At 73.0% G+C, this 23,698-nt stretch carries 23 protein-coding genes; 8 read left to right on the forward strand and 15 right to left on the reverse strand.

From position 1 onward, the window contains the following. Positions 1 to 21: 21 nt before the first annotated feature. Positions 22 to 1,452 carry a cytochrome P450 gene (locus ACLIBK_RS10985; protein WP_415387300.1) on the forward strand — a complete coding sequence of 477 codons (1,431 nt, stop codon included), beginning with the start codon at positions 22 to 24 and terminating at the stop codon, positions 1,450 to 1,452. Positions 1,453 to 1,629: 177 nt separating this feature from the next. On the opposite strand, the gene ACLIBK_RS10990 is transcribed toward ACLIBK_RS10985, so the two are convergent. From ACLIBK_RS10990 to ACLIBK_RS11010, 5 genes are all read right to left on the reverse strand, one after another. Further along, complete coding sequence (locus ACLIBK_RS10990) at positions 1,630 to 2,427, reverse strand: CHAP domain-containing protein (protein ID WP_415387301.1); 798 nt, start codon at positions 2,425 to 2,427, stop codon at positions 1,630 to 1,632. 260 nt (positions 2,428 to 2,687) lie between these two features. After that, complete coding sequence (locus ACLIBK_RS10995) at positions 2,688 to 3,038, reverse strand: RidA family protein (RefSeq protein WP_415387302.1); 351 nt, start codon at positions 3,036 to 3,038, stop codon at positions 2,688 to 2,690. A 224-nt stretch (positions 3,039 to 3,262) separates the two neighbouring features. Continuing rightward, positions 3,263 to 4,504: an MFS transporter gene (locus tag ACLIBK_RS11000; protein WP_415387415.1), complete on the reverse strand. Its 1,242-nt coding sequence runs from the start codon at positions 4,502 to 4,504 to the stop codon at positions 3,263 to 3,265. A gap of 21 nt (positions 4,505 to 4,525) precedes the next feature. Beyond that, positions 4,526 to 4,846, reverse strand: a complete 321-nt coding sequence (locus tag ACLIBK_RS11005; protein WP_415387303.1) for a hypothetical protein — start codon at positions 4,844 to 4,846, stop codon at positions 4,526 to 4,528. Beyond that, positions 4,843 to 5,394, reverse strand: coding sequence for a hypothetical protein (locus ACLIBK_RS11010; RefSeq protein ID WP_415387304.1), 552 nt, complete (start codon positions 5,392 to 5,394; stop codon positions 4,843 to 4,845). The genes ACLIBK_RS11005 and ACLIBK_RS11010 overlap by 4 nt, the downstream gene beginning before the upstream one ends. A 132-nt stretch (positions 5,395 to 5,526) precedes the next feature. Here ACLIBK_RS11010 and ACLIBK_RS11015 point away from each other — a divergent pair, with 132 nt between their 5' ends. Then, complete coding sequence (locus ACLIBK_RS11015) at positions 5,527 to 7,104, forward strand: hypothetical protein (RefSeq protein ID WP_415387305.1); 1,578 nt, start codon at positions 5,527 to 5,529, stop codon at positions 7,102 to 7,104. Here the strand turns inward: ACLIBK_RS11015 and ACLIBK_RS11020 are convergent. Genes ACLIBK_RS11020 through ACLIBK_RS11045 form a run of 6 tightly spaced genes read right to left on the reverse strand, consistent with a single transcriptional unit; the run spans position 7,088 to position 12,790 of the window. After that, a complete protein-coding gene (locus ACLIBK_RS11020; RefSeq protein WP_415387306.1) occupies positions 7,088 to 8,797 on the reverse strand; it encodes an NTP transferase domain-containing protein in 1,710 nt (569 codons plus the stop codon). The genes ACLIBK_RS11015 and ACLIBK_RS11020 overlap by 17 nt on opposite strands. Continuing rightward, positions 8,794 to 9,489 carry an XdhC family protein gene (locus ACLIBK_RS11025; protein ID WP_415387307.1) on the reverse strand — a complete coding sequence of 232 codons (696 nt, stop codon included), beginning with the start codon at positions 9,487 to 9,489 and terminating at the stop codon, positions 8,794 to 8,796. The genes ACLIBK_RS11020 and ACLIBK_RS11025 overlap by 4 nt, the downstream gene beginning before the upstream one ends. Further along, on the reverse strand, positions 9,486 to 9,806 hold the full coding sequence (locus ACLIBK_RS11030) for an XdhC family protein (RefSeq protein WP_415387308.1): 321 nt from the start codon (positions 9,804 to 9,806) through the stop codon (positions 9,486 to 9,488). Before ACLIBK_RS11030 ends, ACLIBK_RS11025 begins: the two co-directional genes overlap by 4 nt. Continuing rightward, positions 9,803 to 11,104 carry a vWA domain-containing protein gene (locus tag ACLIBK_RS11035; protein WP_415387309.1) on the reverse strand — a complete coding sequence of 434 codons (1,302 nt, stop codon included), beginning with the start codon at positions 11,102 to 11,104 and terminating at the stop codon, positions 9,803 to 9,805. The genes ACLIBK_RS11030 and ACLIBK_RS11035 overlap by 4 nt, the downstream gene beginning before the upstream one ends. Then, the gene (locus ACLIBK_RS11040) at positions 11,091 to 12,011 is read right to left on the reverse strand and encodes an AAA family ATPase (RefSeq protein WP_415387310.1); all 921 of its coding nucleotides are present in this window, start codon (positions 12,009 to 12,011) and stop codon (positions 11,091 to 11,093) included. Before ACLIBK_RS11040 ends, ACLIBK_RS11035 begins: the two co-directional genes overlap by 14 nt. A gap of 11 nt (positions 12,012 to 12,022) precedes the next feature. Next, complete coding sequence (locus tag ACLIBK_RS11045; RefSeq protein WP_415387311.1) at positions 12,023 to 12,790, reverse strand: SRPBCC family protein; 768 nt, start codon at positions 12,788 to 12,790, stop codon at positions 12,023 to 12,025. 287 nt (positions 12,791 to 13,077) lie between these two features. On the opposite strand from ACLIBK_RS11045, the gene prpB reads away from it, so the two are divergent. Beyond that, entirely contained in the window at positions 13,078 to 14,010 is a 933-nt protein-coding gene (gene prpB / locus ACLIBK_RS11050; RefSeq protein ID WP_415387312.1) for a methylisocitrate lyase, read from the forward strand. Positions 14,011 to 14,016: 6 nt separating this feature from the next. Then, complete coding sequence (locus ACLIBK_RS11055) at positions 14,017 to 14,484, forward strand: DUF192 domain-containing protein (RefSeq protein ID WP_415387313.1); 468 nt, start codon at positions 14,017 to 14,019, stop codon at positions 14,482 to 14,484. 376 nt (positions 14,485 to 14,860) lie between these two features. On the opposite strand, the gene ACLIBK_RS11060 is transcribed toward ACLIBK_RS11055, so the two are convergent. Together ACLIBK_RS11060 and ACLIBK_RS11065 are read right to left on the reverse strand one after the other, a co-directional pair. After that, positions 14,861 to 15,868: an MBL fold metallo-hydrolase gene (locus ACLIBK_RS11060; protein WP_415387314.1), complete on the reverse strand. Its 1,008-nt coding sequence runs from the start codon at positions 15,866 to 15,868 to the stop codon at positions 14,861 to 14,863. Then, entirely contained in the window at positions 15,865 to 16,734 is an 870-nt protein-coding gene (locus ACLIBK_RS11065) for an ATP-binding protein (protein ID WP_415387416.1), read from the reverse strand. Before ACLIBK_RS11065 ends, ACLIBK_RS11060 begins: the two co-directional genes overlap by 4 nt. Positions 16,735 to 16,849: 115 nt before the next feature. Between ACLIBK_RS11065 and yajC the strand changes: the two genes are divergently transcribed. Next, positions 16,850 to 17,197, forward strand: a complete 348-nt coding sequence (yajC, locus tag ACLIBK_RS11070; RefSeq protein WP_415387315.1) for a preprotein translocase subunit YajC — start codon at positions 16,850 to 16,852, stop codon at positions 17,195 to 17,197. Positions 17,198 to 17,363: 166 nt separating this feature from the next. Here yajC and ACLIBK_RS11075 read toward each other — a convergent pair whose 3' ends face one another. Continuing rightward, positions 17,364 to 18,002 carry a superoxide dismutase gene (locus ACLIBK_RS11075; protein WP_415387316.1) on the reverse strand — a complete coding sequence of 213 codons (639 nt, stop codon included), beginning with the start codon at positions 18,000 to 18,002 and terminating at the stop codon, positions 17,364 to 17,366. A 162-nt stretch (positions 18,003 to 18,164) separates the two neighbouring features. Here ACLIBK_RS11075 and ACLIBK_RS11080 point away from each other — a divergent pair, with 162 nt between their 5' ends. Further along, entirely contained in the window at positions 18,165 to 18,980 is an 816-nt protein-coding gene (locus ACLIBK_RS11080) for a squalene/phytoene synthase family protein (RefSeq protein ID WP_415387317.1), read from the forward strand. 133 nt (positions 18,981 to 19,113) lie between these two features. Continuing rightward, positions 19,114 to 19,815 (forward strand): hypothetical protein, encoded by a 702-nt coding sequence (locus tag ACLIBK_RS11085; protein ID WP_415387318.1) that lies wholly within the window; start codon positions 19,114 to 19,116, stop codon positions 19,813 to 19,815. Positions 19,816 to 19,910: 95 nt separating this feature from the next. Here ACLIBK_RS11085 and uvrA read toward each other — a convergent pair whose 3' ends face one another. Further along, positions 19,911 to 22,781 (reverse strand): excinuclease ABC subunit UvrA, encoded by a 2,871-nt coding sequence (gene uvrA / locus ACLIBK_RS11090; protein WP_415387417.1) that lies wholly within the window; start codon positions 22,779 to 22,781, stop codon positions 19,911 to 19,913. A 346-nt stretch (positions 22,782 to 23,127) separates the two neighbouring features. Between uvrA and ssb the strand changes: the two genes are divergently transcribed. Continuing rightward, a complete protein-coding gene (ssb, locus tag ACLIBK_RS11095) occupies positions 23,128 to 23,694 on the forward strand; it encodes a single-stranded DNA-binding protein (RefSeq protein WP_415387319.1) in 567 nt (188 codons plus the stop codon). Positions 23,695 to 23,698 lie beyond the last annotated feature (4 nt).

Consider the following 23,698-nt stretch of genomic DNA (forward strand, 5'->3'; position numbering starts at 1 on the left):
CGCCCGGACCCGCCGGGCCGGGTGCCCGGCCTCCTGCGCGGCCTGCTGAGCTTCAACGGCGACGTGCTGCGCGCCCTGCCGCGCGTGGCCTATCGCCGGCAGGTGATGGCGGTGACGATCTTGCGCCGGCAGATCGTGGTGGTGAACGACCCGGAGGTGGTGCGCGACGTTTTCGTCACCCGCCACGCCATCTACGGCCGCAAGAGCCACTTCAAGGAACAGGCGCTCAGCCCGGTGATCGGCGAGAGCCTCTTCGCCAACCACGGCAGCCTCTGGGCCACCCGCCGCCCCGCCGTGGCGCGGCTGCTGCACCCTTCCGGTGTCGGCCAGTTCCAGGAAGCCTTCCGCGAGGCCGGCCGCCGCTTGATCGAGGACTGGTCCGCCCCGGTCGCTGCGGCCGGCGGCAGCTGGGATGGGCAGGGCGGCGGCACCCCGGGCGAACCGGCCGGTGGTGCCACCCGGGACGGCGCAGCCGGCGCCCCCCGGGGAAAGGCGGCCGCCAACGCCCCCGGCGCCGTGGTGGACGTGGCGCCCGACCTGGCCGCAGCGACGCTGCGGGTGATGCTGCGCGCCGTGTTCGGCCCCGACGTGCCCGAGGGCGAGGCCCGCGCCATCGCCCAGGCCTTCGGCGAATACCAATCGCGGGTGCAGGTGGTGGACCTGCCGCACCTGCTCGGCCTGCCGCGCGGCCTGCTGGGCCGCCAGGGCCGCATCGCCCAGCGCGCCGCGGCCGAGATCCGCGCCCGGGTCGCGGCGCTGATCGCCCGCCCTCCCTCGGGCGAGGGCCTGCTGCCCGGGCTGCGCGCCGCCCCCGCCGCCGATGGCCGCCCGCTGCTGGACGAAACCGGGCTGCTGGACGAGGTGGCGATGATGCTGCTGGCCGGCAGCGAGACCGCCGCCAATGCCCTGGCCTGGTGCCTGTTCCTGCTGGCCAGCGACCCCGCCTGGGCCACCCGCGTGCGCGACGAGGCGCGGGAGGTCCTGGGCGAGCGCGAGCCGGACGCTGCGGAACTCAACGGCCTCCTCCAGGCCCGCGCCGTGCTGCAGGAAGCGATGCGCCTGTACCCACCCGTGGCGGTGCTGGCGCGGCAGGCGGTGCAGGTGGACCGCATCCGCCGCTGGACGCTGCGGCCGGGCGACACGCTGCTCTGCATCCCCTGGCTGCTGCACCGGCACGAGAACCTGTGGGACGCCCCGCACGCCTTTCGCCCCGCCCGCTTCCTGCCGGAAAACAGCAAGGCGATCCCGCGCTTCGCCTATCTGCCCTTCGGGGTGGGGCCGCGGGTCTGCGCCGGCGCCGCCTTCGGCATGGCGGAGATGACCACGCTGCTGGCCATGCTGATCCGCCGCTTCGCCCTGGCCCCCGCGCCGGGGGTGGTGCCGATGCCGCGCTTCCGCCTGACCCTGCGCCCCGAGGGCGGGATGCCGCTGCTGCTGCGCCCGGCACCCTGATCCGCCCGGGCCCGTGGCCGGGCCGCCAACGCAGAACGGACCGATCCGCGGACCGACAGCGTCAGCCCGGAAACCGGTCCGGCCATTCACCCACCGAAGCGGGGCGGAAAGGAAAGGCGGCCTGCCTCGTCGGCGGCCAGGAAACGCCGTCGGGGCCGGTGCGGCCCCGGCCGGTCCTCAGCGGCCCGCCACCGACAGGTCCAGCGTCCGGCCGGAGGCACGCACCGGGGCAACCGGCGCCTCGGCCACTTCCTCGTAGCGCGGCGCGCTGTTGGAGGAGGCGTAGGACACGCCGCCGCGCTCGGGGCGGTTATGGATGAAGCCGAAGGTGGAGTAGGTGCGGCCGTAAGCCTCGGAGAAGCGGCCCACCTGCACGCGCACCGCCGTCCAATCGTTGCGGTCGGATACGTCCACCACGGACACGCCGTGCATCACCGTGCCCTTGCGGATGCCCGGGCCGCCCCAGTTGGCGTGCTGGATCTCGATCTCGCGCGGGTTGATCAGCCGCTCCACCACCGCGACATGGCCCATGCGCATCCCGCCGGAGGAGCGGAAGGCCAGCACGGAGCCGGGCTCGGGGCGCTGGCCGCGGGCATACTGGCCGGCGGCGTTGTACCACCACTGGCCGCCATTGCCGCTGACCTGCATCCCCGTCACCTGGCGGGCATAGGGCACGCAGGAAATGCCGGCGTAGTACATCGCGTCGGTGGCACCCTCGGAAGCGCGGGGGCTGCGGGCCACCACGGCCACAGCGCCACGGCCGCGGCGGCTGGCCACCGCCTTGGAACCGGTCTGGCGAACCGTGGCGGCGCTGCGCGCCTGCGCCGGGCGGCTGCGGGAAGGCTGGTTGGCCGCGACCTGCCGGGTCTGCTTCGCACCCTGGCGGGCCTGCGCTGCCTCGGCCTGGGGGGCACAGGGCAGGAGAAAGGCGCTGCAAAGCACGGCAACAGCGATGGCAGAGCGACTGACCGGCATGAACCCTCCTCGACCCCCGAACGCCCCGGTTCCCCACCGGGGACCGGCGGCAACGGCCGGCGGCGAAGATTGGGGTAGCCGGAGGTTTCACCGCTCGCCAACCCGTGATCACGTTTCCGGGTGTAAAATGGCGTGATTTGCCGGAGCGGTCATCCCGTTCAGGCCGGGATCAAGAACTTCATCCTAGGCAGCAGGACTGAAAGAGCACCGAAGCACACTGTGGCAGCAAAGCCGCCACAGGTGCTCGGGGGTGTGCCGGATCAGCGGCAGGCGGTCACCATGATCTCCACCAGGTGCCGCGGGTCGGCCATGTTGGCCTCCACGCACGCGCGCACGGGGGCGCCGCCCTGGGGCAGCCATTCCACCCAGAGCTTGTTCAGCGCGTCGCGGTCGCGGATGTCCTTCAGCCAGACCTGGGCCTGCAGCAGGCGGGTCTTGTCCGTGCCGCCTTCCTCCAGCAGCGCGTCGATCTTGGCCAGGATCTGCTGCGTCTGGCCGGACACGTCCTGGCTGAGGTCGTCGGCGGTGATGCCGGCGAGGTAAACGAAGCCGTGGTACTCGACCACGTTGCTGAGGACGGCGTTGCCGCCGTGGCGGGAAATCTTGCTCATCGCGGGGTTCTCCTCGCCCTGTTGGGCGCGGGGCATCTAGAGCAGATCGCCGCGATCGGGAAACGGTGCGGCGCGGCGGGGAAAGGCCGGGGGAGTGAACTCCCCCGGACCCCCTCCTTCTTTCGGGAGTATAAAGACCTTTCCCACCACGGGCGCTCCCCAAACTCCCGAAAATAGAAGGGGGTCCGGGGGGATACCTCCCCCCGGCTTCCTGCCACCACCCGCTAGGCCCGCGGCGGCTCCAGGCTATCGGCGATGACCCGCGCCCGCGACAGGCCCCAGGCCACCCCGAGGCAGGCCAGCCCCGCCAGCACCAGCGTGGGCAGCCGCAGCCCGAAGGCCTCGCCCGTGGCGCCCAGCACCAGCGCGCCGCAGGCGGGAAAGGCGCGCGACACCAACGACCACAGCGCCAGCACCCGCCCGCGCATGGAAGCATCCGCGGCGGTCTGGGCCAGGGTCTGGGTGGCGATGCCGTGGGAGGAGGCCGCGGCCCCGATGCACACGGCGCAGGCCACGGCCAGGGGAAACCAGCTGGTCAGCGCGAAGCCGGCGGTGAACACGGCCTGGGCCAGCACCGCGCCGATGGCGATGCGCGTGGTGCCTTCCAGTCGCCCGCGCGCGGCGATGCGCAGCCCCGCCACCAGCGCCCCCACCCCGAAGGCTGCGGTCAGCACCGCCAGGGATTCCGCGCCGCGGTTGAACAGGTGCTCCACGAAGGGCGGCAGCAACTCCTGCACCCCGCGAAGAGTCAGGCAGGCCATGGCGGCAAAGGCGAAGATCGGGCCCAGCCCGGGATGCCGCGCGACGTAGAGCAGCCCTTCCGCGGTTTCCGCCAGCAGGCTGCGCGTGGCGGCGTGCCCCCGCCGCTGGTCGGGGTCCAGCCGCAGCAGCGGCATGGTCAGGGTGGCGATCAGGGCCGCCAGGGCGTTGCACAGGATGGCCGGCACCACCCCGAAACCGGCGATCAGCGGCCCGGCGACGGACGGGCCCAGGAAGCGCGCCACGTTGAACATGAAGCTGTTGCAGGCCACCGCCGCCGGCAGGTCGGCGCGAGACACCAGCGCCGGCAGGATGCTCTGCCGCGCCGGCTGCACGAAGGAAGCGGCGGTGCTGGACACCAGCTCCAGCGCGATCAGCAGCCCGATGTCGATCTGCCCCAGCGCCGTCAGCACGGCCACGCCCAGCGCCTCGGCGGCGTTCACCAGCTGCCCCAGCGAGGCCAGCCGCACCCGATCCACCCGGTCCGCCACGGCGCCCGCCACGGGCCCCACCAGCACCGCCGGAACCAGGTCGCTGAGCGACACCAGCCCGACCCAGAAGGGGCTCCGCGTCAGCTCCCAGGCCAGCCAGCCCACGGCGATGCGGTGCATCCACCAGCCCGTCCAGGCCCCCAGGCTGGCCCCGAAATAGATCCGCGCGTTGCGGGACGACAGGGCGCGGCCGAACCCGCCGCCCAAACCCGGCACCGGCAAGCGGGAGCGCCGCGCTCAGCGGCCGGCGGGGCGCTGGCCCTCGGTAACCACCGGCTCGGTGGAGCGGACGCACTCGTCGGCCAGGCGGTTGCGCTCAAAGGTGGCGCCCAGCCGGTCGGTGGTGGAGCGGATGCCGAAATTGCTCAGCGTGCCGACGCGCGCATCCTGGTCGTCGTTGCGCATGGTCTGGCCGCGGTCGCGATACAGCACGGTCCGTTCCGCTTCCTGCCGGCAGGAAGCGGCGCGCGCGTCGTTCTGCCGCTGCGCCGGGCCGGGCGGCGTCGCCTGGGCGCAGCCGCAGAGCGCCGCGAGAAGGAGGAGGCTGGTTCGGTTCATGCGCGGGCTCCGGCGGGCAGCCGCGACAAGCGGCGCCGCAGGCTGGTTTCGTCCAACCGGGCCGCGCGGTCCAGGGGGAGGTCGGCCGCCGCCGCCAGCAGCTGCGGATGCAGCAGCGTTCCCCCGGCATTGATGTCGAACATCCCGCGCAGCCAGGGCAGCCGGCCCATCGCGTCCAGCAGCGCCAGCAGCCGCAGGAACACGGACAGGCCGGACAGCGTGCCCAGGCCGAGGCTGTCGTCGATCGCCTCGGCCCAGCAGCGCGCATCGGGGTCGGACAGGTGCATCTCCACCGGCTCGGGACCGGGGGCGCCCACTTCGGCGAGCGCGCGGCCCGTCCCGGGCGCCGCTGGGGCCGGGGCCGGCGGGGTGGCGAAGCGCAGCGAGCGCTCCGGCCCGTGCAGGCAGGCCGCGGCGGCGTCGCGCGCCGTGTCCCAGGCGGCGAGCAGGGCGCGAGGCGGCACGGGAGGGATGCTTTCGGGCGGAAACGGCACGGCATAGGCCAGCTCGCCGCCGGGCCCGCGCGCCACGCCGATGGTGGTGTTCACGGGGTTGAATCTGGGGGTGGCCCCAGGGCTGCGGAAGGGGTGGGGGGCACCGCGGGGCGCGCTTCCCCGGCGCGGGGCTGACTCGCGCGGGGCGCTCGGCTAGGAGAAGCCTCGCCAGAACCGGGGAAAAGGGTGGCCGCTCGACCAAGGGTTTGCGTGTGCTTCAGCGGCCAGATGCGGCACTTCGAGGGCCATCACGCCTGGCTGGCCGAACTCCGGAACCGCGCCGCCGTGGAGGTGGTGGTCACCACCTGGAAGAACCGCGGCGCCAAGGTGACGGGGCCGATGGATTCCGGCCGCCTCGGCCTGCTGCTGCCGCCCGGCCTGAAGCCGCTGCTGCCCGCGAGTTGGCAGAACCAGTCGCTGTTCCTGCACCTGCCGGCGCTGCGCCGCCTGCTGATCGCGCGCAGCGGCGGCAGCGAAGTGTCCGCCGCTGCGATCCTGGCCGAGTTCGGTCCGGCCCGCATCCACATCGAGGACGACCTCGCCTTCGGCTTCTTCGAGAACCGGGTGCAGTTCGAGCCCGGCGTGCCGCGCGGCCTGGACCCCTTCACGCTGCGGCAATTCTACAAGGTGTTCCAGGGCAACGTGGTGAAGCGCAGCCTGGAACAGGAGCAGGGCGCGCCCTTCGACCTCGTTTTGCGGCTGCGGCCGGACCTGCGGCTGGCCATGCTGGACCTCGACACCCTGCTGGCCGCCCCGCCGGAGGTGCTGTTCGTGGACCACCACCGCGCCGGCATCGTGGGCGACCAGGCCGCGGCCGGAGGCAGCGACGCCGGTGACATCGTCGCCGGCTTCTTCTGGCACGCTTTCCGACGCATCACCGGCAGCCCGGGCGGCTTTGCCGACCCGGGCGGCTCTGCCGCCCCCGGCAGCTTCGCTGCCCCCGGCGCCCCGGCCCCGACGGGCCGCCCGGCCATGCCCCCGCCCTGGCGCGAGGTGCACAGCGAGTTGCACGACTGGCTCCGGCTGAACGGCCTGACGGCGCGGACCCTGCCGGGGCTGCAAGGCCTGGCGGAAGAGCGCTTCCTCCGACGCGAGGAGGTCGCCGACGCCTTGCGCGGCGTGGCGGCCACGGCGCCGGACCGGCTGGGCCGCGAGGCCGGCTTCGTGCTCGGCACCCTGGAGGTGGACGCGATCCGCGCGGCCGGCGACGCGGCGGGCGCCGCCCGGCGCGGGGCGGAACTGCTGCGCGAGGCGCCGGAAGGCCTGGCGCGCAACGGGCTGTTCCTGGCGCTGGGCCGGGCGCAGGAAGCGCTGGGCGAAACCGGGACGGCCTTTCTCTGCGGTGCCCTGGCCCTGGCCGAGCAACCGGCCGACGCATCCCGCCACTGGCACGGGCCGGACACCACCAACGAGGAGATGAACCTCCTGCTGCGCAACATCCCCGGCCAGTGGTCGCCCGGCACCTCCCTCCTCGCCGCCTTCGGGGCTGCGGCCGCCGCGGCGGCCGGACGGGATGCGCTGGGGGCGGCCCTGGCCGCGGTGGCCGCGGAACCCGCCATCCAGGCGCGGCAAGCGGAAGCGGCCGCGCAGCTGCTGCAACACCTGGGCGAGCATGCCGGGCTGCAGCAGCACCTCGCCCGGCTGCTGGAAGCGGCGGGCCGCCCCGCGGAGGCCGCGCGGGTGCTGCGGATGGGGGATGTCGCGCCCGCGCCACCCCGCCCGGCGCCGGGCGGCGGGGCGGCCGCCCTCACTCCGCCGGCGTAAGCTCCGCCAGGGCCTCGGCCGTGTCGAAGTCGCGCAGCACGCCGTCGCCGGGCATCTCCACGCGTACCACCCGGTCGGCATGGCGTTCCAGCAGCGCGCGGGCGCCGCTGTCGCCCTGCAGAGCGCGCATCTCCGGCAGGAATTCCCGCGCCCAGAGCACCGGGTTGCCCCGGCGCCCGGCATGGGTCGGCTGCACCACCGCGCCGCCGCCCTGCGGGTCGAAGGCGGCAAGCAGCCGGTCGAGGTCGGCCCCCGTCACCAGCGGCATGTCGCCCAGGCAGACCAGCACGCCCTCGGCCTCCGCGGGCACCGCGTCCAGCCCGGCACGCAGGGAAGCAGACAAGCCTTCCGCGTGATCGGCGGCATGGACGAAGTGCACGGCGCGGCCGCGCAGCGCTGCCCGGACCCGGCCCTGCTCGTGCCCGGTCACCACGATCACCGGCCGGGCGCCGCTGTTCAGCACCTGGTCCACCACCCGCGCCACCATGGGCGCGCCAGAGGCATCCTCCACCAGCAGCTTGTTCACCGGCCCCATGCGGCGCGACAGGCCGGCGGCCAGCACCACCGCCGCCACCCGGCGCGGCGCGGCGCCCGCCTGGGCTGCCCCCGCCGGGGCCGCGCCGGCGGGTCCTCCGGCGGCGTTCTCCACGGCCTTGCCCCCGGGTTCCTGCGCCACCTTCTCCCCCGGCACGGCCTTGGCACGGGGCAGGGGGCGGGTCTCGATCTCCAGCAGCAGCCCACCGGCCCCCATGCGCTGCACGTCGCGCCCCGACACGGGGATGCCCGCGAACAGGCGCTGCAGCACCCAGTCGAAGCCGTTGAGCTTGGGCGACCGCGCGCAGCCCGGCAGCACCAGCGCCGGCAGCGCCCCGACACGCCCGAGGCAGAGCAGGTTGCCAGGGTCCACCGGCATGCCGAAATGCTCGATCACCCCCCCGGCCCGCACGATGGCGGCCGGGCCGACATCGCGCCGGTCCACCACCGCCGAGGCGCCGATCACCAGCAGCATCTCCGCCCCCGCCGCGCGCAGCCGGCCCAGGGCCGCGGCGATGGCGGCTTCCTCGTGCGGCACGCGCTCGGGGGGCAGCAGCGTGCCGCCCAGGGCCTCCACCCGGGCGCGGGTCACGCTGGCGGTGCCTTCCAGCACGCTCTCCTTCATGCCCGGCAGCTCGCTCATCACCAGCCCCACCGGCATGGGCCGGAGCGGGCGGAGCGACACGGCCTCGCCGGAGCGGGCGATCGCCTCCGCCTCGGCCAGCACGGCGCCGGGCACGGCGAAGGGGATCACCTTGATGGTGCCCACCATCTCCTTGACGCCCACCGGCGCGAAGGGCGCCAGGGTGGCCAGCGTCAGGCTCTCGTCCAGGGCGTTGAGCCGGTCGATCAGCGCCACGTCCAGGCAGAGCAGCCCCGGTTCCGCGGCGAACAGGTTCACCCGACCGGTGGCGGCGCGCGACCGCGTCAGCCCCGGCCGCAGGAGCGCCTCCGCCAAGCGGTGCGCCGCCTCGTCCTCCGGCACGTCGCCGGCCTCCAGCCGCGCGGCGATCACGGAGTCCCGCCCGGCCTCCCGCAGCGCCTCCACCGCCGCCGCGTCCAGCACGGTGCCTTTCTTCAGCACCCGCCCCGGCAGGCGCTGCGTGTGCGCCAGCACCGCCCCCAGGGCTTCCGCCACCGGGGTGGGGCCGAAGATCACGCCCGGCGGCCCAGGGCGGAGCCGCGGCGCACCGCCACGATCTCGGCCAGGATGGACAGCGCGATCTCCGGCGCCGTGACCGCCTCGATGTTCAGGCCCACCGGGGCGTGGATGCGGCCGATCGCCGCCTCGTCATGGCCCAGCTCCGTCAGCCGGGCCACCCGCTTGGCATGGGTGCGGCGGCTGCCCAGGGCGCCCACGTAGAAGGCGGCCGAGCGCAGCGTCGCGTCCAGCGCCGGGTCGTCCAGCTTGGGGTCGTGGGTCAGCGTCACCACCGCCGTGCGGCTGTCCGGTTGCAGCGCCGCCATGGCGTCGTCCGGCCATTCCTGCACCAGCGTCGCGACCTCGCCGAAGCGCTCGGCCGTGGCAAAGGCGCCGCGGGGGTCCACCACCGTCACCGCGAAGCCCGCGGCCGCGGCCATCGGCACCAGCGCCTGGGCGATGTGCACGGCGCCCACCACCATCAGCCGCAGCGGCGGGTTGTGCGGCTGCACGAACCAGGTTTCCTCGCCCAGCGACACGTTGGCCGCCTGGTCGGACTCCAGCGCCGTCCGCGCGGCCTCCGCCAGCGCGGCCGGCAGTTCCTCGCCGGGAAACAGGTGCTGCGCGCCATCGGGCAGGCGCGTCAGCAGGGCAACCGGCTGCTTGCTCGCCTGGGCGTCGCGCAGCCGGGCGAAGACCGCTTCCTTCACCCGAGCTTCTCCACGAAGACCTTCAGCTTGCCGCCGCAGGCCAGCCCGACCTCCCAGGCGCGCTCGTCGGAAATGCCGAAATCCAGTAGCTGCGGCGCGCCGGTGCGCATCGTGTCCTGCGCCGCGTCGGCCACGGCGCCCTCGATGCAGCCGCCCGACACGGAACCGGCCAGCCGGCCCGAGCCCGTCACCGCCAGCCGCGACCCGGCCGGGCGGGGCGAAGAGCCCCAGGTTTCCACCACGGTCGCCAGCGCCACCGTTTCGCCTTCCCGGCGCCAGCCCTCGGCGGTGGCCAGGATGTCTTCCGCGTCGCTCATGCCGCTCTCCCTTCTCCGCGCCCCTCGCCGAGCCCCGGGGCGATCCTGCGCCCGGCGCCGCCGAAGCCGCCGGCGTCGCGCCCGGCGGACAGGGTGGCCACCAGGGCGCGCAGGCTGTCCAGGTTGTGCACGGGCCGGTGCTCGTGGACGTGCGGCAACAGCGCCCGCACGCCACCGGACTTGGGCTGGAAGCCGGCGTATCGCAACAGCGGGTTCAGCCAGATCAGCCGGCGGCAGGAATGCGCCAGGCGCTCGGCCGCCTCGCCCAGCCCCTCGGCGCCGCCGCGGTCCAGCCCGTCGGTGATCAGCAGCACCACCGCCCCCTGGGTCAGCACGCGCCGCGCCCATTGTCGGTTGAACAGCGCCAGGGAATCGCCGATGCGCGTCCCGCCGGACCAGTCCGGCACGGCGCGGCCCACCAGCTCCATCGCTACCTCCGGGTCGCGGTGGCGCAGCTGCCGCGTCACGTTGGTCAGCCGGGTGCCGAACAGGAAGGAATGCACGGCCACGTCCTGCTTGGCCCGCTCGGCGGTGACGGCGTGCAGGAAGTGCAGCATCACCTGCACGTAGCGGCCCATGGAGCCCGAGATGTCGCACAACGCCACCAGCGGCGGCGGCTTCACCACCCGGCGGCGGCGCTCGATGCCCAGGATCTCGCCGCCATGGCGCAGGCTGTTGCGCACCGTGGCGCGCAGGTCGGTGCGCGGGCCCAGCGGGTCGGGGCGGAAGCGGCGGGTGGGACGCAGTTCCAGCGGCAGGGTCAGGCGGGTGATCTCGCGGCGGGCGGCGGCGATCTCCGCCGCGTCCATGGCATCGAAATCCATCCGGCCCAGCTTCTCGCGCTCGCTGACCGTCAGCGTGGCGTCCAGCTCCGGCGGCTCGGAGGCTTCCTCGCGCGGCGGCGGCGGGCGCTCCCCGGCCAGGGCTTCCAGCACGCGCCGGGCGGCGGGCGGCGCCTTGCGCGTTTCGCCCCCCTCGTCCAGCGCGGCCAGGGCGGCGGCCTGCCGGGCAGCCTCCGGGTCGCGCCAGAACAGGTCGAAGGCGTAGTCGAAGACTTCGGCGTGCTCGGGCCCGTGCAGCAGCGTAGCGCGCAGGGCTTCTCGCAGCGTGACGCGATCCTCCACCCCCACCAGCGACAGGGCCTCCGCCGCGGCCAGGCTCTCGGCCGGGCCGACCCGTGCCCCGGCCCGGCGCAGCAGCCGGGCGAAGCCGATCAGGTTGCCGGCAAAGGCACCGCCGTCCCAGGGCGCCGGCAGGCGTCCCAGGCCGGGCGGCGGGGCGGCCTCAGGCGGCAGCATCCCGCCGCGCCTCGGCCACCAGCCGGGCGGCTTCCTCGCCGCGCAGCTTGGCGATGTCGTCCTGGTACTTCAGCAGCACGCCCAGCGTCTCGTCCACCGCGGCGGGTTCCAGTTCCGTGGCGTCCAGCGCGGCCAGGGCGCGGGCCCAGTCGATGGTCTCGGCCACGCCCGGCAGCTTGAACCAGTCGCCGCCCGCCCGCAGCCGCTGCACGAAGGCCACCACCTCGGCGCTCAGCCGTTCGCTGACCCCCGGGGCGCGCAGCTTCAGGATCGCCCGTTCCCGCGCGGCGTCGGGGTAGTCCACCCAGTGGTACAGGCAGCGCCGGCGAATGGCGTCGTGCACCTCGCGCGTGCGGTTGGAGGTGATGACGACCACCGGCGGCGTCTTGGCGCGGATGGTGCCCAGTTCCGGCACGGTGATCTGGTTGTCCGCCAGCACTTCCAGCAGGAAGGCCTCGAAGGGCTCGTCGGCGCGGTCCAGCTCGTCGATCAGCAGCACCGCCGGCGGGCCGTCCAGCGCCGCCAGCAGCGGCCGTTCCAGCAGGAAGCGGCGGTCGTACAAGCCGCTTTCCAGCGCCTGCCGGTCGCCGGCCGAGCCGGAGGCTTCCGCCAGCCGGATCTCCATCAGCTGCTTGGCGTGGTCCCACTCGTAGGCGGCGGCGCTGAGGTCCAGCCCGTCATAGCATTGCAGCCGCACCAGCCGGCGCGGCAGCTCCGCCGCCAGGACCTTGGCGATCTCCGTCTTGCCCGTGCCCGGCTCGCCTTCCAGGAACAGGGGGCGGTTCATCCGCAGTGCCAGATGCACGGCGGTGGCCAGGGCCCGGTCGGCGACGTAGCCGCCCGCGGCCAGCAGGTGCTGGGTGGCGGAAACGTCGGCCGGCAGGTTCGCGGCGGGAGCCTCGAGCACGGGCGCGCCGTTCAGGTGATCACGAAGAGCAGCAGCAGCACCACGATCATCGCTGCCGAGCCGATCCAGAACACGATGGGCAGCCCCATCGGATCGCGCGGGATCATCGCGAACAGTGAGGAGAGCGAGCGCCCGGCCTCGTTCACCGCCACCACCGGCGGCGGGCCTTCGGGCGAGGCGGCGGCGCTGTCGGTGACCTGGGGCGCGGCATTGCCGCTGCCCGAGGGCGCGGCAATGCCGCTGCCCTGGGGCGGGCTGACCACGGTGGTGCGGCCCGTGCCGGTGACGGCGCCGGCCGGGGCAGCGGCGGCAGCGGCGGCGGCCGCCGCGACGGCCGGGGCGGAAAGCTGGCTGGCGAAGCGGTCGAAGAACTGGTCGGCCATCTGCTTGGCCGTGCTGTCGATCAGCCGGGCGCCGAGCTGCGCCATCTTGCCGCCGACCTGCGCCTTGACGTTGTAGCGCAGCAGGGTGGTGTTCTCGGTGGCCTCTTCCAGCAGCACGTCCGCGCCGCCCTTGGCGAAGCCCATGGCACCGCCATTGCCCTCACCGGTGATGGTGTAGGACTGCGGCGGGTTGATGTTGCTCAGCGTGACCTTGCCGCCGAACTTCGCCGCCATCGGGCCGATGCGCATGGCGACGCGGGCCTGGAACTGGTCCTCCGCCGTGCGCTCCACCGACTCGCAGCCTGGAATGGCGGCCTTGAGCGCCTCGGGGTCGTTCAGCGCGTCCCACACCTTCTGTCGCGGCGCCTGGATTCGCCGTTCGCCCGTCATTTCCATGCAGCATGTCCTCAAAGCGTCGTCCGCGCGGCGCAACCTAGGGGGTGCGTTCCGGGTCGGAAAGGGCAGGGGGGCCGGCTTGGCGCCTTCTCCCACCATGGTGTAGGGGCAGGACGGGTGGAAGAAGGCCCCCTGGCGCATGATGTTCGGCTCCTGCCCGCCGCGCTCCGGGCATCCACCCCACCCTCCGCGGCTCCGGGCCGCCGCGCCTCCGGCCACAGGCTTCCCGGCCCGGCCGGAGCCGGCCGCCCCGCGCTGCCGCCACCGCTTCGGGAATGACCCCCGCCATGCCCTACGTCATCGCTGACGACCTGCCGGACGCCCCCGCCGGCACCCGCTTCCGCGCCCTGCTGGACCGGCCGGGCATCCTGCGCCTGCCCGGCGCCCATACCGGCATGGCCGCCCTGCTCGCCAAGCGGGCCGGGTTCGAGGCGCTGTACATGTCCGGCGCCGCCATGTCGGCCAATATGGGCCTGCCTGACCTGGGCATGATCACGGTGGACGACGTGGCCTGGCACATCCGCCAGGTGGCCCGCGCCGCCGGCTTGCCGGCCCTGGTGGACGGCGACACCGGCTACGGCGAGGCGCTGAACGTCATGCACATGGTGCGCGCCTTCGAGGAGGCGGGTGCCGGGGCGGTGCACCTGGAAGACCAGCTGCTGCCCAAGAAGTGCGGCCACCTGAACGACAAGAAGCTGGCCGATGCCCGCGACATGGCGGCCAAGGTCGCCGCCGCCCGCCGGGCGCGCCGCAACCTGGTGGTGATCGCCCGCACCGACGCCGCGGCCAGCGAAGGCCTGGACGGCGCCGTGGCCCGCGCGAAGCTGTACCTGGAAGCCGGCGCCGACGCGATCTTCCCCGAGGCCCTGACCACGGCGGAGATGTTCCGCGAATTCGCCGCCCGCATGCCGGGGGTGAAGCTGCTGGCCAACATGACGGAATTCGGCCGCACGCCCTTCTTCACGGATGCCGAGTTCGAGGCCATGGGCTACGCCATGGTGATCTGGCCCGTCAGCCACCTGCGCGTCGCCAACAAGGCGATGGAGGAGCTCTACGCCGCCATCAACCGCGACGGCGGCACCATGGGCATGCTGGACCGGATGCAGACCCGGGCCGAGCTCTACGACACCATCGGCTACGCCGAGTACGAAGCGCTGGACGCCACGCTGGTCCGCACCGTCATTCCCACCGGCATGCCGCCCCACGAAGCGAAGGACTGACACACCATGCTGCGACGCGCCCTGCTCGGGCTCCTGCTCACGCTTCCCGTCGCCGCGGCCGCGCAGAACGGCCCCCAGGCCCGCCTGCCCACGGAACCGCTGACCATCGTCACCCGCGACGGCAAGCGCCACGATTTCCAGGTGGAAATGGCGCTGAGCCCGGACCAGCAGACCGTCGGCCTGATGTACCGCCAGCAGGTCCGCCCCAACGAGGGCATGCTGTTCGACTGGGGCGCCCCGCGCGAAAGCACGATGTGGATGCGCAACACCGTGGCCTCGCTGGACATGGTGTTCATCAACGAGGACGGCACGATCCGCCGCATCGCCGAGCGCACCGTGCCCCTCAGCCTGGCCACCATCCCCAGCCAGGGCCCGGTGCGCGCCACGCTGGAACTGGCCGCCGGCACGGCCGAGCGGCTGGGCCTGCGCCCCGGCGACAAGGTGGAGCAGCGCATCTTCGGCACCGGGCGCTGAGGCAGGGGGCGGGGCGTCGCTCCTCGGCCCCGCAACCCGAGGGGCGCGGGACGTCCGCTGCCCGGCCGGAAGCCGTTGCGGACCCGCCGCTGACCGTCGCGCGGTGGCAGAAAACGCCGGAAGTGGCAGAAAACGCGAAATCTGCCACATGCGGCGCCGGGCTTGACCGCCAGCCCCTTGAAGTTGTAGGATTATTTTCCGAAAGGGAGCCCGATCGGACGGGCCGCGGTAAGGAAGTAAGATAGTAAGGAAGTAAGGCGAACCGCCTTCCCGACGGTGGGGCGCGATGGTCCCCGGAAAAAGCCAGCCCATCGCGGCGACGCTCCCGGATCCCGGCCGGGAAGCACCGGGCCAGCCCTTCGCGCCGGTCGTCCGTTCAGCCCAGGGGCAGCACCAGGGTTTCGCCGAAACCCGGCACGCGAAAGGCTTCTGGCGGCAGACCGGCCGCCTCGCGCGCGGCCGTCAGGGCGCGGGGCGGCTCGTCGATCGCCTCCTGGGTCAGCTTGAAGGTGCCGAAATGCATGGCCACCGCCCTGTCCACCCGCAGGTCGGCCCGGGCGCGCACGGCTTCCTCCGGGTTCATGTGCACCACCTCCATGAACCAGCGCGGCTCATAGGCGCCGATCGGGATCAGCCCCACGGCAAAGGGGCCGAGCTCCCGCCCGATCTCCGCCAGGTGCGACCCATAGGCGGTGTCGCCGGCAAACAGCACGGACCGTCCCTCGCCGGTGCGGATGGCGAAGCCGCCCCACAGGGTGCGGCAGCGGTCCAGCACGCCGCGGGCCGCGAAGTGCCGCGCCGGCAGGAAGGTGGCGACGGCGCCGTTGGGCAGGGCGGCCTCGTCCCACCAGTCCAGCTCCTCCGCCCCGCCGATGCCCTGGCGGGCCAGGAAGGCGCCGACGCCCAGCCCGGTCAGGATGCGCGGCGCGCGGAGGGCGCGCAGGCTGGGCAGGTCCAGGTGGTCGTAGTGGTTGTGGCTCAGCAGCACCGCGTCGATCGGCGGCAGCGCCGCCATCGCCAGGGCCGGCGCCCGCACCCGCCGCGGCCCGGCAAAGGAGAAGGGGGAGCAGCGCTCGCTCCAGATCGGGTCCGTCAGCAGGGTCGGCCCGCCGTGGAAGCGCAGCAGAAAGGTGTCGTGGCCGATCAGCGTCACCGCGAGGTGCCCGGGTGGCGGCTCCTCCGGCGGCGGCTGCGGTGGGTCCACCACGCGCGGCGGCCAGGCTTCCCCCTGGCCCGCCCGCATCAGCTTCCACACCGCGGCCAGGGGCTGGCCCGCCGCCTCACCGCCGGGGTTGAGGAAGCGGCCGTCGCGCCGTGGCGCGCCAGCCAAGTCGCGCCGTGGCGCGCCAGCCAAGTCGCGACGCGGCGCGCCGGTGCGGCTCATGCCGGGACGCGCAGGCCCAGCCGCCCGGCGAGGTCGGTGACGAACTGCCAGGCCACCCGCCCGGAGCGGCTGCCGCGCGTTACCGTCCATTCCTTGGCCGCCGCATGCAGCTCCTCCCGGGGCAGGTCGATGCCCAGCGCCTCGGCATAGCCCTCCACCATGGCGAGGTAGGTGGGCTGGTCGCAATTGTGGAAGCCGATCCACAGGCCGAAGCGGTCGCTCAGCGACACCTTCTCCTCCACCGCCTCGCCGGGGTTGATGGCGGAGGAACGCTCGTTCTCGATCATGTCGCGCGGCATCAGGTGCCGGCGGTTGGAGGTGGCGTAGAACAGCACGTTGCCCGGCCGCCCCTCGATGCCGCCGTCGAGGACGGATTTCAGCGCCTTGTAGTCGGCATCCTCGCGCTCGAAGCTGAGGTCGTCGCAGAACACCAGGCAGCGCCGCTCCTCGCCGCGCAGGATCGCCAGCAGGTCGGGAAGAGTGCGGATATCCTCGCGGTGGATCTCGATCAGCGCCAAGCTGCCGGGCGCCTCGGCATTGGCCGCCGCATGCGCCGCCTTGACCAGCGAGGACTTGCCCATGCCCCGCGCGCCCCAGAGCATAGCGTTGTTGGCCGGCAACCCGCGGCTGAAGCGCAGCGTGTTCTCCAGCAACAGGTCCTTCTGCCGGTCCACGCCGCGCAGCAGGCCGATCGCCACCGCCGAGACCCGCGGCACGGGGGCCAGCCGGGCCGGCGCCTCGCCGGACGCGGGGTGCCAGGTGAAGGCATCGGCGCCTTCCAGGTCGGGCGGCGGCGGTGCGGAGGGCGACAGGCGCTCCAGCGCCTCGGCGATGCGGAGCAGGGCAGGCAGCAGGACGGCATCCATGGCGGGCAGGCGCGAGCGCTCCGGATCGGGGGGAAACACCGGCCCGGGTTGACGGGCGGGGGGCGGAAGCTAGGTTCCGGCCCCATCATCCGCAAGCCGGGAAGGCGCCAGCCCCATGTTCATCAGCCCTGCCTACGCGCAGGACGCCTCCGCCGCAGGGGCCGCGTCCCTGGTCATGCAAGTGGCGCCGCTGCTGCTGATCTTCGTCGTGTTCTACTTCCTGTTGATCCGCCCGCAGCAGAAGCGCGCGCGCGAGCACCGCGACATGCTCGGCACGCTCAAGCGCAACGACAAGATCATCACCGCCGGCGGCATCGTCGGCAACATCACCCGGGTCAAGGACGGTTCGGACGAGATCGAGGTGGAGATCGCGCCCAACGTGCGCGTGATCGTGGTGCGCGGCACCATCAGCAGCGTGGTGCGGCCGCTGGCCGCCAACGACGCGGCGCCGGCCAAGGGCTGAGCCGCGCATCCCGCCGCGCGGTGCACCGAGGCGTGCCGAGCGGCGCGCCGAACTGTGCCGCGTGGCGCGTCGAAAGATGCCGCGCGGCGCGTCGAAAGGTGCCGCGCGGCGGGACGGACCCGTCGCACGGCATCGCGGGGGCGAAACGCCGCCCCCGCCGTGACGATCAGGCCGACTGGCCGGACTTCATGCCGCCCTGCTGCATCAGCCCGGCGACGTATTCCCAGTTCACCAGCTTATCCAGGAAGTTCTGCAGGTAGTCCGGGCGACGGTTGCGGAAGTCGACGTAGTAGGAGTGTTCCCACACGTCCACGCCCAGCAGCGGCGTGCCTTCACCCGTCGAGATCGGGTTGGCGCCGTTGGGCGTCTTGGTGATCTTCAGCTTGCCGGCGCTGTCCTGGATCAGCCAGGCCCAGCCGGAGCCGAACTGCGTCACGCCGGCCTGCTTGAAGTCTTCCTTGAACTTCGCGAGGCCGCCGAGGTCGCTGTCGATCTTCTGCGCCAGCGCGGTCGGGATCTTGTCGTCGCCGCCGGAGGGCGACATCACCTGCCAGAACAGGATGTGGTTCCAGTGCTGCCCGGCCTGGTTCAGCACGGGCTGCATGTCGGCGCCGCCCTGGCCCGCGGCCTGCACGATCTCTTCCAGGCTCTTGCCCTGCATGCCCTTGCTCTCGACCATGCCGTTCAGGGCCGTGACATAGGCCTGGTGGTGCTTGTCGTGGTGCAGTTCCAGCGTTTCCTGGCACATGCCGCGCGAGGCGAGGGCGCCGGCATCGTAGGGCAGCGGCGGCAGGCTGAAGGCCATGGGGGTCTCTCCCGTGTGTTGGAAACCGGCCGGAAGGTGGGCGGGTGCCGGAAGGGCGTCAACCTGGGGCGGCCATCCGGCGGCGGCCGCGCCGTTCACAGCCGGGCGGGCAAGCGCTTGCGGGATGCGGCGCGCTTCGCCACATCCCACCCGATGCCTGACATGCCGGCGATCGGCGCTCTCGCCCGGGATGCCGACCCGGATCGTTTCCTCTGCGCCCTGTTCGCCCCACCCGGGAAGCGCGAGGCGATCTTCGCCCTGATCGCCTTCGACCGCGAACTGGCGCGGGCGGGCGAGGTCACCTCGCAGCCCACCCTGGCGCTGATCCGGCTGCAATGGTGGCGCGAGGTGGTGGAGGCGGCCGCCGAAGGCAAGCCGCCCCGCCGGCACGAGGTGGCGGAGCCGCTGCACCGCGCCATCGCTGCCGGCGAGCTGGACGCCACCGAGCTCGCCGCCCTGATCGACGCGCGGGAAGCGGAAACGGAACTGCCCTTCCCGGCGCGCGGCGCCTTCGAGGCCTATCTCAGCGGCACCGGGGGCGGCTTCCTGGTGACGATGGGCCGCTGCCTCGGCGCCCCGTCCGGCCTGCTTCCCAGCCTGTTGCTGGCCGGGGAACTCTTCGCGCTGGCACGGGTGCTGCGCCACCTGCCGGCCTGGGCCGTCGCGGGCCGTTGTCCTTTGCCGGAGGATCTGCTGGCCGTGGCCGGCGCCAGCGCCGATGCCTTCGACCCCAACGGCGCGGCGGTGCAGGCCCTCTCAGCGCAGCTGGCCGCCGCGGCCTTGCCGCAGTTGGCGCAGTGCCGCGCCACCCTGGCCAACCTGCCGCGGGCTGCCGTGTCCGCGGCCCTGCCGGCCGTGCTGGCCCGGCGCGACCTGCGGCGGCTGGCGGCCGGGCGCGGCACGGTGGCGCCAGGGACGGGGCGCGGCCTGGGCGACCGCTTGGCCGTGACCCTGGCGGGGTTGCGCGGGCGGGTGTGAGGCGGGGCGGCGGAACTCACCCGAACGGGTGATGGTCGGCGCGGGCGGCGATGGGTTAGGAGCGACGCCGCCCAGCCCTCGCCGGGCTGCTTTCCGGCGGAGCGGATGCGCCGGCGACCAGGAACCCCGCGCCGTGAGCCTGACCCAGACACTGCCCCCACCGCCGAAATTCGCGCCGGTGAACACCTTCGCCAACGAGGACGAGTTCTCCAAACCCCACAAGCGCGCGAAGAACGAGATGTTCGCCCGTGGCTGGGGCGTGTGGACCAAGGCCTTTCGGGGTGGCATCGCCTCGCCTCGGGAAACCAAGCTGAGCAACGAGCAGGTGCTGTACCGGATCGGGCACAGCACGAGCCCCCTGGTGAAGAACCTGACCTCGGGCTGGTGGATGACCGCCGGCACCTTCCTGGGCCTGGGCGTGCTGGCCGGCCGGCTGGAGGACTATCCCGCCCGCCCCGGTGAGGACATGTCGAAGCGGGAAACCGTGATGCAGCACATGATGCGCATCAAGCTGGCGGTCAGCCCGGATTTCGGGGTGTTCGACACGGTGTTCAGCATCCGGCTGGAGCAGCCGCTGAAGGCCTTCTCCGGCCGTGGCTTTCCGGCAGCGGAACCGGGCGACGACGCGGAGCGCATGGCCAAGAGCAGGCCGATGGCCTGGTTCGGCGCGCATGAGGTCGCGCAGCTCTACATTCCGGGTTTCTGGAACTTCGACGACAACGTCATCACCTCCGTGGCGACGGAGTCGATCGGCTTCCTGGGCAGCGTGCCCGTCAGCGCCTGGAACAATATCGGCCTCAACACCCGCGGGGCCGTGCCTTACCCCTGGGTGTGAGAAACGGCGGCGATGCCCGTTGACGGAGGCGCGTCGCCGGATCGCCCGGGCAAGGTTTCGCCCTGCCTCGTGCTTCCTGCCTGCCGCGGTGCGCGTCAGGCCCGCTTGCGGCGCTTCGGCTTTTCCGCCGCCGCAGGCGGAGCCGCCCCTGCCGCCAGCAGCGGCCGGAGGAAATGCCCGGTGTGGCTCTCGGGCGTCGCGGCCACGGTTTCCGGCGTGCCCTCCGCCACGATGCGGCCGCCGCCCTCGCCACCCTCGGGGCCGAGGTCGAGCAGCCAGTCGGCGGTCTTGATGACCTCCAGGTTGTGCTCGATCACCACCACCGTGTTGCCGGTCTTCACCAGCGCCTGCAGCAGTTCCAGCAGCTTGCGCACATCCTCGAAGTGCAGGCCGGTGGTGGGCTCGTCCAGGATGTAGAGGGTGCGGCCGGTGGCACGGCGGGCGAGCTCCTTGGCCAGCTTGATGCGCTGTGCCTCGCCGCCCGACAGCGTGGTCGCCTGCTGGCCGAGGTGGATGTAGCCCAGCCCCACCTCGCGCAGCACCGTCAGCTTCTCGCGAATGGTGGGCACGGCGGAGAAGAACTCGCAGCCTTCGTCCACCGTCATGTCCAGCACGTCGGCGATGGACTTGTTGCGGAAGCGGACCTCCAGCGTCTCTCGGTTGTAGCGCTTGCCCTTGCAGGTGTCGCAGGTGACGTAGACGTCGGGCAGGAAGTGCATCTCGATCTTGATGAGCCCGTCGCCCTGGCAGGCCTCGCAGCGGCCGCCCTTCACGTTGAAGGAGAAGCGCCCGGCCTTGTAGCCGCGCGCCCGGCTTTCCGGCAGCTCGGAGAACCAGTCGCGGATCGGCGCGAAGAGGCCGGTATAGGTCGCGGGGTTGGAGCGCGGCGTGCGGCCGATCGGCGACTGGTCGATGTCGATGATCTTGTCGAGCTGCTCCAGCCCTTCCAGCCGGTCGTGCGGGGCAGGGACCGTGCCGGCGCCCATCAGCCGGCGGGCGGCGGCCTTGTACAGCGTCTCGATCACCAGGGTGGACTTGCCGCCCCCCGAGACGCCGGTGACGCAGGTGAAGGTGCCCAGTGGGATGGAGGCGGACACGTTCTTCAGGTTGTTGCCGCGCGCGCCGACGATGCGCAGCATGCGCGACGTGTCGGCCGGGCGGCGCTCGGCCGGGACCTCGATGCGACGGCGGCCGGACAGGTAGGCGCCGGTGATGCTGTCGGGGTGGGCCGCCACTTCGTCCGGCGTGCCCTGGGCGATCACCTGGCCGCCATGCTTGCCGGCGGCGGGGCCGATGTCCACGAGGTGGTCGGCGGCGCGGATCGCGTCCTCGTCGTGCTCCACGACGAGCACGGTGTTGCCGAGGTCGCGCAGCCGCCGGAGCGTACCGAGCAGCCGCTCGTTGTCGCGCTGGTGCAGGCCGATGGAGGGCTCGTCCAGCACGTAGAGCACGCCGGTCAGCCCGGAGCCGATCTGCGAGGCCAGCCGGATGCGCTGGGATTCCCCGCCCGACAGCGTGGCGGAGGAACGCGACAGGCTCAGGTAGTCCAGCCCGACATCCACCAGGAAGCGCAGCCGCTCGTTGATCTCGCGCAGGATGCGGCCGGCGATCTCCTGCCGCTGCGTGGTCAGGGTGCCGTGGACGTTCTGGAACCATTCCATCGCGCCACGGATGCTCAGCGCCGAGGCCTGGGCGATGTGCATCCCCGCCACCTTCACCGCCAGTGCCTCGGGCTTCAGCCGGGCGCCCTGGCAGGTCCGGCAGGGCCGGTCGGATTGGTAGCGCTGCAGGTCCTCGCGCACCCAGGGATTGTCGCTGCTGCGCAGGCGCTTCTCGAGATTGGGGAGCACGCCTTCGAAGGGCTTCTTCACCTCGTAGGCGCGCAGCCCGTCCTTGTAGCGCAGCGTCACCACCTCGGTGCCGGTGCCGTGCAGGATGCCCTCGCGCACCTTGGGCGGCAGCTCCGCCCAGGAGGTGGTCAGCCGGACCTTGTAGTGCCGCGCCAGGCTTTCCAGCGTCTGGTCGTAGTATTCCGAGGACGCGCCACCGGCCCAGGGCGCCACCGCCCCGTCGGCCAGGGAGCGCTGGTCGTCCGGCACCACCATGGCGGGGTCGAAGAAGGTTTCGGTGCCCAGCCCGTCGCAGACCGGGCAGGCGCCCTGGGGCGAGTTGAAGGAGAACAGCCGCGGCTCGATCTCCTCGATGGTGAAGCCGCTCTCCGGGCAGGCGAAGCGGCTGCTGAACACGGTGCGCTCGCCGCTGTCGGCGTCGTCGGCGTAGGCCACGCCGTCGCTGAGCGCGAGGGCCGTCTCGAAGCTGTCCGCCAGCCGGCTTTCCAGCCCGGGGGCGACCACCACGCGGTCCACCACCGCCTCGATGTCGTGCTTCTTCTTCTTGTCCAGCGCCGGCGCGTCTTCCAGCCGGTACAGGGTGCCGTTGATCTTGGCGCGCTCGAAGCCGCGGCGCTGGAGTTCGGCCAGCTCCTTCTTCCACTCGCCCTTCTTGCCGCGCGCCACGGGGGCGAGGATCAGCAGGCGCTTGCCTTCCGGCATGCCCAGCACGCGGTCCACCATCTGCGACACGGTCTGCGCCACGATGGGCAGGCCGGTGGTCGGCGAATAAGGCACGCCGACGCGGGCCCAGAGCAGGCGCATGTAGTCCCAGATCTCCGTCACCGTGCCGACGGTGGAGCGGGGATTGTGGGAGGTGGTCTTCTGCTCGATGGAGATGGCGGGCGAAAGGCCCTCGATGCTGTCCACCTCCGGCTTGCCCATCAGCTGCAGGAACTGCCGGGCATAGGCGCTCAGGCTCTCGACGTAGCGGCGCTGGCCCTCGGCGTAGATGGTGTCGAAGGCCAGGCTGGACTTGCCGGAGCCGGACAGGCCGGTGATGACCGTCAGCGTGTCCTTGGGCAGGTCGAGGTCGATGCCCTTGAGGTTGTGCTGCCGCGCCCCGCGGACCCGGATGAATCCCCCCGAGGACCCCGCCTGGTGCGGGCGCGGGGTGGCATCGCGCGGCTTGGGCGAGGCCGAGGCGACGGGGTCGGGCAGGGCAGGCGGCAGGCTGTCGGGCAAGGCTTGTTCCTCGGCTGAACCCCGGGTGTTCGCATTGTGTTCGCGGGCTTGTCGCACCATATAGGCAGGGCTGGAAGGGGCTTTCACCGCCGCCTCCGGCCTTCATGCCCCAGGGGTGGCTAGCGCCTTCCGCTGGGGGTAGGTTTCACCGCCCTGCCGGTCTCGCCGCGCGGGTGGTTTCGATTCGGTCGGCTGCCGCTCGGCGGTCGGGCCGAGGCAGCGGAGAGGGTCTGACGCCATGGCCGGCAGCGTGAACAAGGTGATCCTGATCGGGAACCTGGGGAAGGACCCGGAGGTCCGCAACTTCCAGAATGGCGGCAAGGTGGTGAACCTGCGGCTGGCCACCACGGACACCTACAAGGACCGCGAGGGCAACCGCCAGGAAAAGACCGAGTGGCACTCGGTGGCGATCTTCAACGAGCGCCTCGGCGAGATCGCTGAGAAGTACCTCCGCAAGGGGTCCAGCGTCTACATCGAGGGCAAGCTGGAAACCCGCAAGTGGCAGGACAAGGACGGCGCCGACAAGTATTCCACCGAGATCGTGCTGCGGCAGTTCGGCGGTGAGCTGACGCTGCTGGGCGGCCGTGGCGACCGTGCCGAGGGCGGCGAGGGGGCCGGCGGCTTCTCCGGTGGCGGCGGCGGCGAGCGCGGCGGCTTCTCCGGCGGCGGTGGCGACCGCGGCGGGCGCGGCGGCGGCGGTTTCGGCGGCGGCAACCGCGGTGGTTCTTCGGGCGGTGCCTCGCGGCCGCAGAGCGGTGGCTGGGATGCGCCCAAGGGTGACCTCGACGACGACATCCCGTTCTGAGCGC

Source organism: Roseomonas sp. BN140053 (genome assembly GCF_047690175.1).
In the GTDB taxonomy this organism is placed as follows: Bacteria; Pseudomonadota; Alphaproteobacteria; order Acetobacterales; family Acetobacteraceae; genus Roseomonas.

Bases quoted from the DNA above. Each gene is read 5' to 3' on its own strand.
- prpB (WP_415387312.1), top strand. From the start codon at position 13,078: ATGCCCTACGTCATCGCTGACGACCTGCCGGACGCCCCCGCCGGCACC.
- ACLIBK_RS11055 (WP_415387313.1), top strand. From the start codon at position 14,017: ATGCTGCGACGCGCCCTGCTCGGGCTCCTGCTCACGCTTCCCGTCGCC.
- ssb (WP_415387319.1), top strand. From the start codon at position 23,128: ATGGCCGGCAGCGTGAACAAGGTGATCCTGATCGGGAACCTGGGGAAG.
- ACLIBK_RS11080 (WP_415387317.1), top strand. From the start codon at position 18,165: ATGCCGGCGATCGGCGCTCTCGCCCGGGATGCCGACCCGGATCGTTTC.
- ACLIBK_RS11035 (WP_415387309.1), bottom strand. From the start codon at position 11,104: ATGCTGCCGCCTGAGGCCGCCCCGCCGCCCGGCCTGGGACGCCTGCCG.
- ACLIBK_RS11030 (WP_415387308.1), bottom strand. From the start codon at position 9,806: ATGAGCGACGCGGAAGACATCCTGGCCACCGCCGAGGGCTGGCGCCGG.
- ACLIBK_RS11065 (WP_415387416.1), bottom strand. From the start codon at position 16,734: ATGGATGCCGTCCTGCTGCCTGCCCTGCTCCGCATCGCCGAGGCGCTG.
- ACLIBK_RS11075 (WP_415387316.1), bottom strand. From the start codon at position 18,002: ATGGCCTTCAGCCTGCCGCCGCTGCCCTACGATGCCGGCGCCCTCGCC.
- ACLIBK_RS11005 (WP_415387303.1), bottom strand. From the start codon at position 4,846: ATGAACCGAACCAGCCTCCTCCTTCTCGCGGCGCTCTGCGGCTGCGCC.
- ACLIBK_RS10995 (WP_415387302.1), bottom strand. From the start codon at position 3,038: ATGAGCAAGATTTCCCGCCACGGCGGCAACGCCGTCCTCAGCAACGTG.
- ACLIBK_RS11060 (WP_415387314.1), bottom strand. From the start codon at position 15,868: ATGAGCCGCACCGGCGCGCCGCGTCGCGACTTGGCTGGCGCGCCACGG.
- ACLIBK_RS10990 (WP_415387301.1), bottom strand. From the start codon at position 2,427: ATGCCGGTCAGTCGCTCTGCCATCGCTGTTGCCGTGCTTTGCAGCGCC.
- ACLIBK_RS11045 (WP_415387311.1), bottom strand. From the start codon at position 12,790: ATGGAAATGACGGGCGAACGGCGAATCCAGGCGCCGCGACAGAAGGTG.
- yajC (WP_415387315.1), top strand. From the start codon at position 16,850: ATGTTCATCAGCCCTGCCTACGCGCAGGACGCCTCCGCCGCAGGGGCC.